7 protein-coding genes and 1 tRNA gene are annotated in these 17,045 nt (G+C 34.9%); 2 read left to right on the top strand and 6 right to left on the bottom strand.

The window, feature by feature from the left end:
- Positions 1–5,192 precede the first annotated feature (5,192 nt).
- From HBA_RS01205 to rpsU, 4 genes are all read right to left on the bottom strand, one after another.
- Positions 5,193–5,265: transfer RNA gene (locus HBA_RS01205), tRNA-Ile, on the bottom strand.
- Between the two features lie 682 nt (positions 5,266–5,947).
- Positions 5,948–7,786 (bottom strand): RNA polymerase sigma factor RpoD, encoded by a 1,839-nt coding sequence (rpoD, locus tag HBA_RS01200; protein WP_097032612.1) that lies wholly within the window; start codon positions 7,784–7,786, stop codon positions 5,948–5,950.
- A 140-nt stretch (positions 7,787–7,926) separates the two neighbouring features.
- A complete protein-coding gene (gene dnaG, locus HBA_RS01195; protein WP_097032231.1) occupies positions 7,927–9,690 on the bottom strand; it encodes a DNA primase in 1,764 nt (587 codons plus the stop codon).
- 133 nt (positions 9,691–9,823) lie between these two features.
- Complete coding sequence (rpsU, locus tag HBA_RS01190; protein ID WP_097032230.1) at positions 9,824–10,039, bottom strand: 30S ribosomal protein S21; 216 nt, start codon at positions 10,037–10,039, stop codon at positions 9,824–9,826.
- A 447-nt stretch (positions 10,040–10,486) separates the two neighbouring features.
- Between rpsU and tsaD the strand changes: the two genes are divergently transcribed.
- Entirely contained in the window at positions 10,487–11,506 is a 1,020-nt protein-coding gene (tsaD, locus tag HBA_RS01185) for a tRNA (adenosine(37)-N6)-threonylcarbamoyltransferase complex transferase subunit TsaD (RefSeq protein WP_097032229.1), read from the top strand.
- A 22-nt stretch (positions 11,507–11,528) separates the two neighbouring features.
- On the opposite strand, the gene plsY is transcribed toward tsaD, so the two are convergent.
- The gene (plsY, locus tag HBA_RS01180; RefSeq protein WP_097032228.1) at positions 11,529–12,131 is read right to left on the bottom strand and encodes a glycerol-3-phosphate 1-O-acyltransferase PlsY; all 603 of its coding nucleotides are present in this window, start codon (positions 12,129–12,131) and stop codon (positions 11,529–11,531) included.
- Positions 12,132–12,233: 102 nt separating this feature from the next.
- Between plsY and folB the strand changes: the two genes are divergently transcribed.
- A complete protein-coding gene (gene folB / locus HBA_RS01175) occupies positions 12,234–12,593 on the top strand; it encodes a dihydroneopterin aldolase (RefSeq protein WP_097032227.1) in 360 nt (119 codons plus the stop codon).
- Positions 12,594–14,439: 1,846 nt separating this feature from the next.
- Here the strand turns inward: folB and HBA_RS01170 are convergent.
- A complete protein-coding gene (locus tag HBA_RS01170) occupies positions 14,440–15,687 on the bottom strand; it encodes a multifunctional CCA addition/repair protein (RefSeq protein ID WP_097032226.1) in 1,248 nt (415 codons plus the stop codon).
- Positions 15,688–17,045 lie beyond the last annotated feature (1,358 nt).

The raw sequence follows: 17,045 nt of genomic DNA, 5'->3' as shown, positions 1-17,045 counted from the left end.
TCGTAGACGTAAATGCGGATCTTTTATCAAACCTATTAGCTGCTGCACGAAAATAATAGTATAATAAAGAAACTATTAAACTAACTGGAATAATCCTATCTGGTAAATTTAGTTTTGATAAAATCAAGCATAAGGTGCGTGTAAAAGTATGCAAGAAAAACAAAATACAAACTAAGAGATCCTGATTGAATTAAAATATTTAAAAATCTGCAAAACTAACGATAAATCACCTTTATAACTCAATAATACAAATCAATTTGATGGTAGCAGTAGCCACGTCATAACAGAGTTAATTTATATTATTCTAAAAAATTACAGCCAGTAAAATATACAAAATATTTAGTTTCTATGCCCATGCTATTGTTTTAAACAATATTATCACCGGAGCTTCTTTATTGAACAGCATGTGTCTAGCAGAATATTTTAGATATTCTAAACCATAAACACCTATGGAAGATAAATATCTTCATTACAAAATTACTGGTAAATATTAAAAACATTATAAAGCTCTCGTAAAGAGATCCGGCTGGTTCTTGATCAACCTTCTTACGAGATCATCGTGTTAATTATTATAATAATTTTCTCTTGCAGCAACGACAACGTTACATGACACATTAGTAGCAACTATAGATAAACGCTATCGGTGATGTGGTATAATATCAATATCGTGACACTATTGATTGCCGCACGTCTTGTAGACCCACATAAGGATTTTTATGTATTTACCCAAACGTATACAGTGCCACGTACTCCCGTATAATTAAGCAAACAATAAGACAAAATATTAAGCACAGAAATAAAATACTTCCTTGCAAGTATCTTTGCAACCAATTAAAGCAGTTATATATTTGCTAAAATGAAAGTTATTAAAATGCTTGTATTATAAAACACATTTTATAACGTGAAATTAGATTTTCTGATAAAATAAGCGCACTGTATTGCATAGTACATCACATTAATACATACTAAGATATCATGTTGTATTAATCTTCTCACTAATTTTAATTAAGGATTGTTTACCAACTATGGTTAACAAGTTAAATTCCCTGAATCGATTTAAATTTTTCTAATCATAAATTATAATAGCTATAGCTAATAGCTATAGGTTTGATTTTTTTCAAAGAAGAATCTTACTCGTTGTGAGGCTTCATAGCTTCAGTATGCAAAATCAATAAATAAAAATTTATGAGTTAATATTAGTGGCTTTAATAAAATTTACTGAAATTTAAAAGTTCTTATTTAGATTTTCTCAAATCGCTTCATCACCGCAAGATAATTTATTTAAATATTGCCAACAAAATATCAAAAGCTTAATTAGCAGCTTAATTAATACAAAACAAATATTTTCTCAAATCTATTTTAACGGTATATTTATGCTTTTAAGGAGTGTGCCAGTGAGAATAAATATATTAATTATTTTGTATAGAAAACACCATTAGTACCGCATATCAAACAATATATTTGCCACTACATTCCAAAAGTCAAGTTCGTCATCTTCCGTGTAAGTTTAATGAATACGGTTTAGTTATGTATACGTATCTCCCTTGAGAAAGGGATTATATATATTTTGTTTAACTCTAGTTAAGTGAGTCATTACAGAAATACTGTAAAACTTTACGCGCGTAAATGCGTAAAAATAATACAATCTGATTAAATATATGCTATCCTTATTAAGGATCTTTACATTAAACAATTTCATTTCGATATCTCTGATTACTATCTATATAGTTAGCTATGGCACAGAGTCATGAATCATCATTTAATAATATAATGCTAATCGTAGCAATAACGTTTAGCGTATCGTGCATTATGACTTTATGTTCAGCTTTAACAGTAGAAGCAACTAGTTATTTAACACTATTGCAGATAATTTCATATAAATGGTTACCTGTTATATCTAGTTTTGCGAAATATTTGTCCCGAAAGATTCTTTATGGTTATAACAGTTATGTTGTGAAAGCAACTACCATATTAATAAACTAGATACGTTATCTTATCTATAATTTTGATAAATTATAAATACACTATTTACCTACATTTATAACTAACATTGTCTGTTCTAAATAAATTTACTATGAGTAATGCAATATAATAAGCAAAGTTGAACTTTTAAATTAATTACATGCTCTAACAGTTAGTTTTGTTAATAAAATACCGGGGGAATAGGGTATGCAACTTGCTATCAAACGCCAGCAATATTATCTAGTAAAATACAGTGTGTTCATTGATGACAAAATGATAGTAGCAATAGTTAACATTAGTTAAAATTAATAAGAAGATGTATGTTTAACTTAGAATAACGACAATAAGCATCTCTATTAATCAATAAAAGTATTCGTATCTCAACTTAATGAAGTAAATGATAAATTAATTACATTTCATTTTAGATACTGTTTATCAAACATTAGACAAGTAGTTTACTTTAACTTAATTTATTAAGATGTTTAATAATCATTATGTTAACCATACTAATAAATAGTAGTTAAACAAAAATTTGCCGATCAACGCACATATTCACGAATATGTGCGTTGACGATATGCTTATTAAAGCACCAGGATTTATCTTCCTTACGTAATTTGACTAAAAGATAATTACATTTTCATTTTTATTTAAATTATGTATAAAATATGCTGCCGAAGTAGCACATGGTATGAAAATAATAAGTTATACTTTTAAACTCAAAATATTACTTCTTACTTCTCTACAGTAAATTCTACTCTTAAATCATATATTTACCATAAAGTTCATGATAGAACATATCACGCTTATTAGTATTGGTGCCAAATTATATACATATTATTTATAATTATCTAATAACCGATTATTGTTTAATATATTTTGATATGCGTACAGATTTATCTAGGATGAAGAATACTTAATTTTAGTATTATTATCCTTATAACATGCGAAAAATAATTTTGCTTTGAATATGATTATTATAAATATGTTGCAATTCATTATTTAGAATTTATTATGATTTATAGCAAAAGATAAAGACAAAATCCTATTTATTATCTATATTTTAACAAAGAGTAAATTGCTGAGATATTGTGATTAAATCACGTAAAGATTACGCTCCTTACAAAGATTTTATTTTACTTAAGGTATGCAGTGAAAGTCACACATAATTTTATTATGTGTGTTTTATGAAGATGTAAAAAATACTTCTTGTTTTGGATTATATGTTGACATATGTATTACCTGATAATTTAGATAATCTTAAGTGTTTTATGACAGTAATCCCTACAAATTTATTTAAATTAATTACAACCATTTATTCTTAAGAAGCTAAACAATCAATTAATTACTTCAAAGTGTGTTTAACAAAATTAATTATATTATTATACGTGCAATAATAAACAATACCTTATATATGTTAATATTATCATTTACTTTTACTATCAACTTTAAATGTATAAATATACAATAATAAATGCAATAAATATTGCAACTAAGATATAAATAATTAAATAAATAATCACTAAAATTAATTATTTGTGCTTACTGTTGTTGACAACAATTAATATTGAATTAATTGCTTAATAAAAGAAAATTAAGATAATGCCGGTAACTAACTTTGATGATTAAGTAAAATACAGTCACATACCATCACAAGTTAATAGTATTCTGCATTAACGTCAAATACCAAATACTTTTATTATATAGTACGTATAAATAACGCAAGCACCTTTTGCAAGGTATTCCTTTAATAAACTTTATAGCTATTTCAATAAACTACAGCATGAATTATAAAATAAATTATAACAATGATTAATAATATTGCTTTACAATATATTCTTATAAATAAGTAATGAATTTTACTTAATTCATTACTATATTCACCACATAAATAATATCAATTTGAATTTAAATAAATATATTATATATGCTAGTGTGTAATATACATAAATGAATAGCGATTTATATAATTTTATTAAAACACTTCAAATACATAATTATCTTGCGCAATAGTTAACAAAATAAAATACATATTTATTATTCATTTTAAATATCATTTAACATTATTAAATAAATACATCATTACTTTGCCATTATATTGATTCTTACCTTATGTTTGATAATTCTTAACTATTATATTAAACAAAACAAATCATAAGTTGAAATTATTTCAATGCAAATTTATTTTGCAGTGTATTCTAAATTTAAGTAACTTATAATTAACGTTTAGTGTTAGCAATTAAGTGATTACAATTACTTGACTCGCTAATACATATTAATCATAACAGATTACTATTAATGTTATACTTAAAGAATAATTAATATCTCATTACTAATGTTATGCATATTACGTACTAAACTCAAAATGCAAAATTATAAACATCATGAAGTATTTTACTTCAACCACAATTAAAATTACATACAAATTATTGTATATAATTTAATGTGTTTAATGTATTATTAATTGATATTAGGAATTATATTCTATCACACTTATGCTATTATTAGTTATATATATTATCTTGATTTTAATATTATTAAACATAGTAATAATATTACTCCTCAACACTAACATATTATGATTTAATGTATGCTAGTAAGCATTTATTATCTAAATAGATTATGTAGATAACAATAATATTCCGAGAGTTTAATTTTGTAAAATACATACATCTTATAAAATAAGTAATCCGACTAAATGAAATTAATAACAAAACAAGTAAAGAATAATGTACTATGACTACATTTAATCACCTCTTATAAAAGAGGTGATTATTATTCGAATAACTTACATGTTATTATAGTATTACTAATTATTTATTTTAAAAAAAACTTACTGAGCATATAGTTAAATATAATTTACATAAGAAATCACAGACATTAAATATAGAAATTTACTATAAAGACTTATATTATAGACATATGATTGTAATGTTTAATATACACAACATGATTGACGTGAGGTTAATATTACTAATAATGTCAAAGACAACTCAACTCATTTAAGTTAAATGAGATTGTTAGTTTATTAAAACTATCTTTGTTAAATAAAAAGATAATGTGATGTCTATTTATTAACTATAAAATACTTAATCACAAGTTTATAATCTATAAACTACATAAATGAAATTAAGATCTTTTATAAAACATTAATTATTGTATAAACAGAGTTTATTTGGGAAACATTAAGTAAATTAATTGCTCAATATAAGCCATATCATGCCAATTATAGTGGCCCCTGCTGGACTTGAACCAGCGGCCAAACGATTATGAGTCGCTTGCTCTAACCTCTGAGCTAAGGGGCCTAACAGGAACTTATTCTAAATGATAACGTAAGCCACGTCTATAGACGCTGCGCTAAATAAATAATTTATTGCTGTTGAGTCTACAAATTAAACTATTAGACGCTGAAGGAAAATATAAGCTAGAGAAACTAATAATAAAAAAGATCTTTCAGGCAACAACAATAAGTTAGTTAGTCTATAATACTACTCAGTAGTTATCCAGCGCACATACAGGAATGTTTTCGCAAATCTCAATAATCATTTTGGGCAATTTATTTATCTAGTTGTATGTCTTGCAAGCAACAACAGGGTAATAACTAATAAAACAAGCTGCTGCATAATGGTAGCATCTTGATAACTAAGAGAAAATCTTATCATTACTAAATACTAGCATTGTTAGTAAGCAACTTAATATTACCAGGATTTTAGGTAAGTAATGCATTAAAAAATAAAAGTAATGCGCATTAACGCCAACGTCTCTGTAGGTTTTGCCTAATCCGGGTTAAATTAAAACGCATATGAGTGATGACGGCAAGCTAGGTACCTAGCTTGCCATAACTTATATTATTCCCTAAGCACTAGCAAATAACTTACGAATAAACAATCATGGTTATTTAAACAACAGTTAATAAATCTCTAGTTTGCTCTGCAAACAAGCTTATTTCTTGGCTTGTTGACGCAAAATGGTTAGCTTAAATAAAACTTAATCATCCAGGAAACTGCGTAAGACCTCAGATCGGCTAGGGTGACGCAGTTTACGCAGCGCTTTCGCTTCAATTTGACGAATACGTTCGCGAGTGACATCAAACTGTTTACCCACTTCTTCCAGTGTATGATCAGTATTCATATCGATACCAAAGCGCATGCGTAAAACCTTAGCTTCACGAACAGTAAGTCCAGATAATACATCATTAGTCGCTGATCGCAAGCTTTCTGAGGTGGCAGAATCAAGTGGTTGTTCGAGGGTGGTATCCTCAATAAAGTCTCCTAGATGCGAATCTTCATCGTCGCCGATAGGCGTTTCCATGGAGATAGGCTCTTTAGCGATCTTCAAAACCTTACGAATTTTATCTTCCGTCATTAGCATACGTTCAGCAAGCTCTTCGGGCGTCGGTTCGCGTCCTATTTCTTGCAGCATCTGCCTAGAGATACGGTTAAGCTTGTTGATGGTTTCAATCATATGCACCGGGATACGGATTGTGCGTGCTTGATCAGCTATAGATCGAGTAATAGCCTGGCGGATCCACCAGGTCGCATAAGTAGAAAACTTGTAGCCACGGCGATATTCAAATTTATCTACCGCTTTCATTAAACCAATGTTACCCTCCTGGATCAGGTCTAAAAACTGTAAGCCACGATTAGTATATTTTTTAGCTATGGAGATAACTAAACGTAAATTCGCCTCAACCATTTCTTTCTTAGCGCGCTGCGCCTTAGCTTCTCCGATTGACATGCGGCGGTTGATATCCTTAACTTGCTCGATAGTCAAACCAGTCTCTACTTCAATCTGTCGCAACTTTTGCAAGCTACGATGTACATCATCATTAACTTCATATAGTTTTTCTGACCAAGGTTTGTTCATCGCCAATGCAGCTTGGAACCAACTTTCGCTGGTTTCATTACCTGTAAAGAGCATGATAAAGCTTTTTTTCGGCATTTTGTTAATTTCGACGCAAAGCTTCATAATCAAGCGTTCTTGAGTACGCACGCGATGCATCATAGAGCGCATGTTATTGACCAAATAATCGAATAGTTTCGGCACCAGACGAAACTGTTTAAACACGTCGGAAAGATTAAGAATCTCTGCAGCCGATTTAGCATGGCTGTGGCCGTTATTTTTTATGACATTACGGGTAATTTCATACTGTTCACGCAGCTCGATAAATTTTTGGCGCGCTAGTTCAGGATCAATGACATGATCATCGTTAGTACTATCGCCATCTCGATCTTCTTCATCTTCTTCAATAAGTTCGGCAGCAGAAATTTCAGAACAAATATGAGTTGCCGTGGGCATCATATCTTCTTCTTCGTTGGTATAGACAAAACCGGTTATAAGATCGGACAAACGAATCTTACCTGCCTCTACGCGTTCATACTGTTCCAATAGGTAGGTTATAGACTCAGGATACTCGGCTATGGAACACTGAACCTCATTAATACCATCCTCAATACGTTTGGCTATATCGATCTCTCCTTCACGGGTCAACAATTCTACAGTACCCATTTCGCGCATATACATACGCACCGGGTCGGTCGTGCGTCCAATTTCAGACTCGACGCTAGATAAAACTTGTGCAGCAGCCTCTACCGCATCTTCGTCGGTATCGGAAGTAGTTTCAGCTAACAATAGGTCATCGGCGTCCGGTGCTTTTTCCATTACTTGGATGCCCATGTCATTTATCATCTGAATTATGTCTTCAATCTGATCAGAGTCAACAATATCCTCCGGCAGATGGTCATTGACCTCAGCAAAGGTCAAATAGCCTTGCTCCTTACCACGTGTGACAAGCAGTTTAAGCTGTGACTGCGAGTTTTGCTCCATAAGACGGTATCCACACTGCAGAATAATAATCGGTGTTTGTTGTTGCAAATGCATCTCTCATTAAGAGATCTAAGCTTTTTCTCTTCAGCCAATACATCATTTCACATGATCTAACAGTGCCAGATCATAGTCAATTCAGTCTAGTTATTCAGTTTTTTTGCCAATGCTTGATTAAGAGACCAAAGTTCTTGGCGTTCTTTTGGTGTCAGCCCGCTTACCCGATCACGGGCAATAAGCGCTTCCTGACGATGTTCAAGTATTGAATCATAAAGATTCATCAGAGTATCAATAAATGTCGCCTCGATCATCTCATCTATGATCATATGGTTCCAGGTGGCTAGAGTTTCAAGTTGGGAGTAAGATTTCTTTTCACGATAATGTTCCAGCAACTGGCCGCTAGTTAACGCTGGCCGAGCCTGCTGGCAGAACCGCACTAACTCAATAAACAACGGCATACCTGGATAACTTGAACTTGCCTGCGCCAGTCCCTGAATTGCGGGTACTAGAGCGGAAAGCTGCGGATGCTGCACAAGCAACCCTATCAGTATACGCATAGTTGTGCGTTTTATGAGTGGCTGGGGTAAAATATTTGCCTTTAACGCCGCTTTAGGCAATAATTTTTCCAGCTGACTATCGTCAAGGATACCCAATTTATTACCTAGCTGTTGACGTAAATAGAGCCGCAATGTATCACCGGGCACCTGATTTATCAACGGCAGAGCTAATGTGCTAAGCTTAGCGCGGCCGTCGGGACTGCTCAAATCCACCTGCCGCATCAGAGTTTCAAATAAAAACGTCGACATCGGCTGCGCCTGTTCAATGCCTTTTTCAAAGGCATTTTTACCAATTTTTCTCACCAGCGTATCAGGGTCTTCACCTTCCGGTAAAAACATAAAATGAAGCTGACGACCATCGCTTAAGTAAGGCAACGCGTTTTTAAGCGTGCGCCAAGCTGCTCTACGCCCCGCGCTATCTCCATCATAGCAGCATATTACTCGATCGGTAGCACGATATAGCAGTTGAATATGATCAGCAGTGGTTGAAGTACCCAGAGATGACACTGCATAATTGATGCCAAATTGAGCCATCGCTAAAACGTCTATATACCCTTCGACTAAGAGTAACCGAGATAATTCCGAATGCTGTCGTTGAGCTTCATACAGACCGTACAAGTGGTAGCTTTTACGAAAAATATCAGTTTCCGGCGAATTTAGGTATTTTGGCTGCCCATCGCTTAATATTCGTCCTCCGAAAGCAACAACACGACCACGTTTATCACGGATGGGAAACATTATACGATCACGAAATCGGTCGTAAGTTTGACCGCTATCATTGATAGCTAACATGCCAGCATAGTTTAGTAAAGCCAGATCTTTAGCTAAACGACCGAAACGCTTAATAACATTATCCCAGCCTGGCGGTGCGAAACCTATAGCAAAATATTTGATGATATCTTCGCTTAGTCCACGCTGTTGTAAATAGTGATTAACACCCGCTGCAGGCGGTGCCTTTAACGCCTGCTGGTAAAATTTGCTAAGCTTATCCATCAACTGATAAAGAATTTGTCGCTGACAATACTCCTGATAATTTTGGCCTGAGCCGACTTCATAAGGAACTTTCAGTCCGTGCTGAGTGGCAAGTTCCTCTATTGATTGAACAAACTTTAACCGGTCATACTTCATTAAAAAGTCGATTACATTACCATGGGCGCCGCAACCAAAACAATGAAAAAATTGCTTTTCGACGTTCACGGTAAACGATGGAGTTTTATCATGATGAAATGGACAGCAGGCAAGAAAATTCTTGCCCTGCTTCTTTAGCTTTATCCGCGCATCAATTAGATCGACAATGTCGGTACGCGCCAACAAGTCATGGATAAAAACACGTGGAATTTGTCTAGCCATAAGCCCTGTTAGATAAGCACTTAAATGACAATAACACTCACAATATATTGTTGCTACATAGCTATCGCCTTACAAGCTAATAGCTATAGCTACGGATTAATTCCGCGGTCAGGATAAATAAAAACTATAAACATCAATACATACGAATACGGCGTGCGTTTTCGCGAGATAATTTCTTGGCATGACGTTTAATCGCAGACGCTTTAGCGCGCTTACGTTCGGTCGTTGGTTTTTCATAAAACTCGCGACGACGAACTTCGGCTAGAATTCCCGCTTTTTCGCAGGAACGCTTGAAACGACGCAGTGCTACGTCAAAAGGCTCATTTTCACGTACTTTAATTACAGGCATATGCCTATTCACCTCAATATAATTTAGATTTTGTTTCTGACTAACACTTATCTTATGAGCAAAACTGCGGAATGTTACTTCAAGCCTAACATCTTTGTAAAGCTTTGCGATGCATAATCTTTTATTCTGATCGCCGCATACGATACATTTGCTAAAATTTTAGGAAAAACATCAATAAAAATACACAAGAGAGAAATCAATTAATTTAATTGATCGATTAATAAAATAATTAGCAACTAACATTGCATCTCAATTTAGTATCTATAAATAATATCGGAAAAGTCACAGTCGATTAAAAGCGGTATCCTGATATTATCCGGCTATTAAATAGGTCAGAGTTTGATCATAACAATAGACGAAAGAAACTAGTTTAGTTAAAACTACAGCCTGCACTTCTTGTCGTTTAGCAAAATATGCTAGACTATGCAAAGTAAAAAGGTAATAATTATGCGCGTATTAGGTATTGAAACATCATGCGACGAAACTGGTGTAGCAATTTACGATCAAGATCAAGGCTTAATCGCTAATCAGCTATATAGCCAGGTAAAAATACACGCTAATTATGGTGGGATAGTACCAGAGTTGGCCTCCCGCAATCATGTCCATAAAATTGTGCCGCTGATTCAATCCGCGATGTCGCAGGCCGGTCTGAATGCATCAGAGATCCACGGGGTGTCCTATACTGCCGGACCGGGACTGGTAGGTGCGTTGATGGTTGGTGCTACTGTCGGACGCGCGTTAGCCTATGCCTGGAGGGTAGCAGCTGTAGCTGTGCATCACATGGAGGGACATTTGCTAGCGCCAATGCTGGAGGAAAATCCGCCGACATTCCCGTTTGTGGCACTACTAATTTCAGGTGGCCACACCCAGCTTATTGCGGTAACAGACATAGGAAAATATCAGCTATTAGGAGAATCTCTTGATGATGCCGCCGGTGAGGCGTTCGATAAAACTGCTAAGCTTTTAGGACTAGATTATCCTGGTGGACCAATGTTAGCACGTCTAGCTCAACAAGGAGTACCGGGCCGGTATACTTTTCCACGCCCTATGACTGCAAGCTCAGGACTAGAATTCAGCTTTTCTGGTTTAAAAACTTTTGCGGCCAATATTGTTCGCGCCGAAGCCGATGATCATCAAACGCGCGCTGACGTAGCGCGAGCATTTGAAGATGCCATTGTGGAAACACTAATAATAAAATGTAGGCGGGCGCTTGATCTCACCGGTTTTAAGAGATTAGTTATAGCCGGCGGCGTGAGTGCCAATCAATCTGTCCGCGAAAATTTAAGAGAAATGATGCGCCAACGGGGCGAGGAAGTGTTCTATGCACGTCCTGAATTTTGTACGGATAATGGCGCGATGATCGCTTATGCTGGCATGGTGCGTCTGCGGAGCGGAACGTTTGCAAATTTAGCAGTATCAGTGCTTCCCCGATGGTCTCTAGAAGAATTGTCAGAGCTTGGTGCTTAAGTTATTTTGCTGTGTTATCTACTTATCTCTTGTTTTTTTGACGAAGCCAGATTCGGCTTTCCTGCCCTCGCAACAGCCGCTGAATATTGTTTTGATGATGCAGGATAACCAAACAGGATAGCATAGCGATAGGGAAAGTGAACTCCGACTTAAACCACGATACATAAAATAGAGCCATAAAAGCGCTAACGATCGCCCCCAGCGAAGAATAGCCAGAAAGCAAAACTGTAAAAAACCATGTCCCCACCATTACACCAGATAAATGATGGTCAAGAGGCAAAATGGCCCCAAGAGCAGTAGCAACCCCTTTACCGCCCCGAAAATTAAAAAATACTGGATAAATATGGCCAAAATAAGTGGCAATTGCCACAAGACTTAACCAGAAAGGCGGCAGTCCGAGACAACAACTTAAACACACCGGGATCATTCCTTTAAGGATGTCAAATATCATCACAATCGTGGCTACCAGTTTGCCACCAAGTCGCAATATATTTGTAGCTCCGGGATTGCCGGAGCCACTAGTGCGTGGATCAGGTAGGCATAAAAGCTTACAGATCAAAATTGCGCTGGAGACTGAGCTAAACATGTAAGCAAAAAATATTATTTCAATCCAGGTAGTATGCATAACTACATTTTATTCATAAATATTCTTTTTATTTTTCTACAAAATAATACGCATATTCCCGAAAAATAATAATGAATAATCTAAAAAGACTGAATATATCACATGGATATTGTATTTATTGAACAATTAACAGTAATGGCGATGATTGGCGTTTATGAATGGGAAAAACAATGCCTACAAAAATTAATTTTCGACCTAGAAATGGGCTGGGAAAACCGGCAGGCTGCGCGTAGCGATGATCTTGCGGATTGCCTGAACTATACAGCTGTTACCGAAACTGTGCTGACGCTCGTAAGAGGCCAGCATTTTTCACTAGTTGAGCGGGTCGCCGAGGAAACTGCTGCACAACTCATCACCCAGTTTAAATTATCCTGGATACGCATCAAAGTCAGTAAACCAGGCGCGGTATCTATGGCTGAAAATGTTGGCGTTATTATTGAGCGCGGGCGTCAAAAAATCTGAAATTATCGTAGCCGTAATCATTTTAATATGCGTTTTTAACCAACTTATCGTATTTATTATCGGAGGAATAAAAAGTTAAAAAATTTCTGCTTATTTCTTTGATAAAAAATAATTTTGCGCGAGTAGCCTGCTGGCTTTTAAGTATGTTAAAATTAATACCTTAAATTTTATCATATATTTAGTATTAATCTTGTGCATGCAGCATGTCATACATGCAATTATTATCAGTTCTTTGCTTCTACTTAACGGGTAATCTTTAAAACAGAAACAACCGCGTTGTAATCTCGGATAATTAATTATTTAACATACTACAAGACTTTTAAATTTACTATTTTCAGTATCTTGCACTATTGTAAGCATTTTGCAGTAACAGCCTCATCATCATGAGGAAACTATTATTAAACCGCATTACAGTTTTCTTATATATCTCTATATGGTTATATAGGCGACATAGATGATTTCAAACGCTACAATGTGAGATCTGTATCTCAGACACTAATTATTGTAAATATGGTCGAATATTCATTCGCACCCGCTTTTGTCAATGTATTGACCACCTCATGCTACCAGCTGTTTTATAAAATTATGGAACCAATGATTCGCTTGGCATTAAAGTTATATTTTAATTATTAGACTTAATGGATCTAATCTCCAATCTTATCTAGAAAAGAATCGCGTGAATTTTATTTTGTATAATGATGATAACTTGCAACACAGTACCAATACTGTGAATGTAGGATCTTGACAAAACAGCTTTATGATACTGTTGTTATAGAGTATTCAAAATGCTTACTAGCATTGATACGACTAGTTATAATTGCTTTTCTCTGAACACTTCTAATGCAGCACACTAGAAAATCGTTAACCATTAGTGCTTAATCTAGTTAAGTCTGCCACCCATATACCGAACGATGCACAGAATAACCAATCTAACACTATCTGCTAGATAAGTTCAGTCTTTACTAATACCTGTTAGGTATTAATGACTATACTGCGATAAATCTTATTTAACTGAATAATAGCTACTAGTAATTGAAATTAAATATTTTAACGTATTTATTCCCGTTACGTTTGTATTAATTAGCTAGAATCTAAAATTAATTATAACTAACTCTTTCATTCTTTAATAGATTAATTGACTGACTATCTTCACTCCGTGAATATAAGTTGTAATAGAAAATAAAATTTTAAGACCGACAAAGCTATATTTAGAATAGCAGCGTTATAGTATTAACCCGCATCTCAATTACGCATTATGCATTAGGTATATTGATCAAGCAATACCTTTAGTAGGTAGCGACTGCGATAAAATTAAAATTTAGCAAAGAGATACGACGAGATATTGCGTTCTTGACTTTGTCAGTTATTTATAACTCTGTGAAGTGCATTTCAAATATAAAACTACATAGCTTTTGAAAATTTATTTTATTTTAAAATTGTTATATTTTACGTTATAGTCTTGAATTCAAGCTAGTTATGGATTAATGACAATTAAGATGAATTATCTCTATATCTATCATATTAAAAACAAGAGATTTAATATTTAGCGATTAATAGACAAATATCTGACGATCATAGGTCTTAACCCCTATCTTTCAATCAGTGTAAGATAGATTGATAAGCTATTCAGCTGTTTTGAATCTCAATGCAACAATATATCTTTTGCTAATTAAGCTCACTTATTAAATAAATTTAAGTGAGTATAGATTCTAACTTAAGGTGATTATTTTCAGTGTGTAACTACACTGCCTTTATGATAGTAATGTTCACTCATGGAATTATTGCCACAAATCATCAAGTGGATATAATTATTTCTATTTGCCATCGATCTCTTTTTATCGGCAGTTTAGTTTTTTATCATTTTGTTATCGCTACGTGCTCGCTGTCTCTTCCAATTCGCCAGCGCCTGCTGTCGATGCCGGATGAGCTCCTTGCCTATCTGATCGCTGCTGACTCTCCCCGTGATAACGTCGCAGGCGGTAACCGAAGCAGCCACGCGGAACGCAGCACGCAAAAAAGCCGCTTGCGGATATATCTGGTGTTCAAAACCAACACGCCCGCGCGCGTCAGCCTCGCTGACTAGAATCATTTGCTCAAGACGTTCCGGGCGGCGCCAGACATCCATGGCGTTAAACAGTTTTACCAGCTCCTTTGGTGTTAAACTCTCAGCGCGGTGTAACGAATCATGGTATTGAGACACACTTTTTGCTAAATCACGCAACGTATTAGGCACTGTCAGGCGCTGACAAAACTCTTCCACTACTTTCACTCCCGCCGGACCATGGTTGTGATGACTGGGCCACAATTCTGGGGGAGTCAGCGCTTTGCCTAGATCATGACAAAGGGTGGCAAAGCGTACTGCAATATCATCTGATAAACGGGCCACAATCGACATTGCCATCATAATATGAACACCGGTATCTATTTCTGGATGCCATTTGGACGGTGCCGGTATGCCAAACAAAGAATTTAATTCAGGAAATAATACCTTTAACGCACCGCAATCGCGCAAGACTTGAAAATAGACTTGAGGATTGCGGGTTGTCAGCGCCCGCTTAGTCTCTTTCCAAATTCTCTCGGGTGCCAGTAGTGACAGCTCATCGAGCATATACTTCATGAGCTCCAGAGTTTCCGGAGCTATGCAAAAATTGAGGTGAGCAAAACGCGCGGCAAAACGGGCGACCCGCAGTACTCGCAGCGGATCTTCGCCGAAGGCGTCGGATACATGGCGCAACAAACGCTGATTGATATCACGCCGCCCCTGATAAGGATCGATCAAATTGCCTTGGTCGTCACGTGCAATAGCATTGATGGTGAGATCGCGGCGTCGTAAATCTTCTTCTAGCGTGATTTCCGGAGAGTAATTGCAGATAAAACCGGTATAACCCTGACCGGACTTCCTTTCCATGCGAGCAAGTGCATACTCTTCATGGCTCTCTGGATGCAAAAAAACTGGAAAATCTTTGCCGACCTGCTGATAACCTTTTGCCAGCATATCTTGCGGTGTAGCGCCCACTACTACCCAGTCCCGCTCCGTGACGGGGAGCTGCAATATATCATCACGCACAGCGCCACCTACCAGATATTTTTTCACAACGTTCTCCTGACAAAGACGGTTTTACCTTTTTACTTATAATTTATAGTTATTAACTAATACTAGTCTTATAATTATATATGTAACTGTTACTTTGATTTGTTTAGAATTAAATTTTTTAGTTCACATTAGTGATGAGCTAGACGGTATTATAATACTTATAATGTAGCCAACCATAGCACATTTAGCTTCAATAAAGCTCCAGTTATCCTGTTAATTGGGGTGCTTATTGTATCTATAAATGCTTGAAGATCTGCTCTAGCGGATCTGTATCATACTAAAAGTTACTCACTAGTTTATGCTGTTTCAATTATCTGATATAGCTAACAGCACCTACTAATATTTAGATATAATAAATATAAAGACGTCCTTGGTATCTTTTTTTGGGGACAAACATTAGAAATCTGACCACGAACTATAATAAAAGCGATCTAAAGAAATTTAACTAGTTAGCCTAAATCTTAGGCTAATTTAAACTTTATAAGTTCATAGATATTGACTAACTGCCCTAATACTAATGCAAGATAAGCTTAACACTTAACTATTAGATATAAAAGAAGATACTGCTATAAACCTGGTTGTGCTGCATAACAGCTACTAGCAATCGAGAAGATCTAATTCTTTCAAAATGTTTTTTGTCATACCTTTTGTATTGATGAGCCAGCACTTCAAACTGGCTATTAACAACTATTTCATCTGTTATCCGGTTAATCAACAAGACTATTTTACCACGTGAATATAAGTTACGATGTAAAAGAGACTTTTGCACCAATGAAACTACCGGTAGTAGTATAAATTTTGTTATTGAACTGCATTTTTAATAATGCATTATGCATCAAGTTTATGAGTCAATGAATATCATGGGCGGGTAGCTACTATTATTAACATCAAAATAGTAGTAGTTTTTTATGATCTCATTCTTTATTTCAAGATAAAATATCTCTAGTTTTATAGCCTTAAATTCAAGTTATTCAGGGTGTAATAAATGCCTGTTTATCCAACTACTCTCTTTTGCTGTTGAAAAGAGGTTTAGTACTTCGTGGCTGATAGCCAAACAGCTTACGAATAAACTTAAACCCTTTATTTTAAATTAGTCTAATATTAATTAATACCTAATTTAGCTTTTTGGATCCTCAATCCAGCATTAAATGATTTGTTCATGGGATTACCTATTAAAAATTTAGATAATCATAACACCCTAACTTGAGTAACTAATTGTAGTGTATCAATGCATCGCAGCTAGCGGCAGGATCTAAAAAGATGAAATAGCTACATGAGTTACAAAAGATGAAATGTATAAATCATTTTATAACAGACATTACAATGTGATTTCTTTATCTAATTCATTTAATATATAA

It is taken from the genome of Sodalis endosymbiont of Henestaris halophilus, from assembly GCF_900161835.1.
Taxonomy (GTDB): Bacteria; Pseudomonadota; Gammaproteobacteria; order Enterobacterales; family Enterobacteriaceae.
Note: the sequence above shows the minus strand (reverse complement) of the source record. Positions and strands in the feature narration are given on the sequence as shown.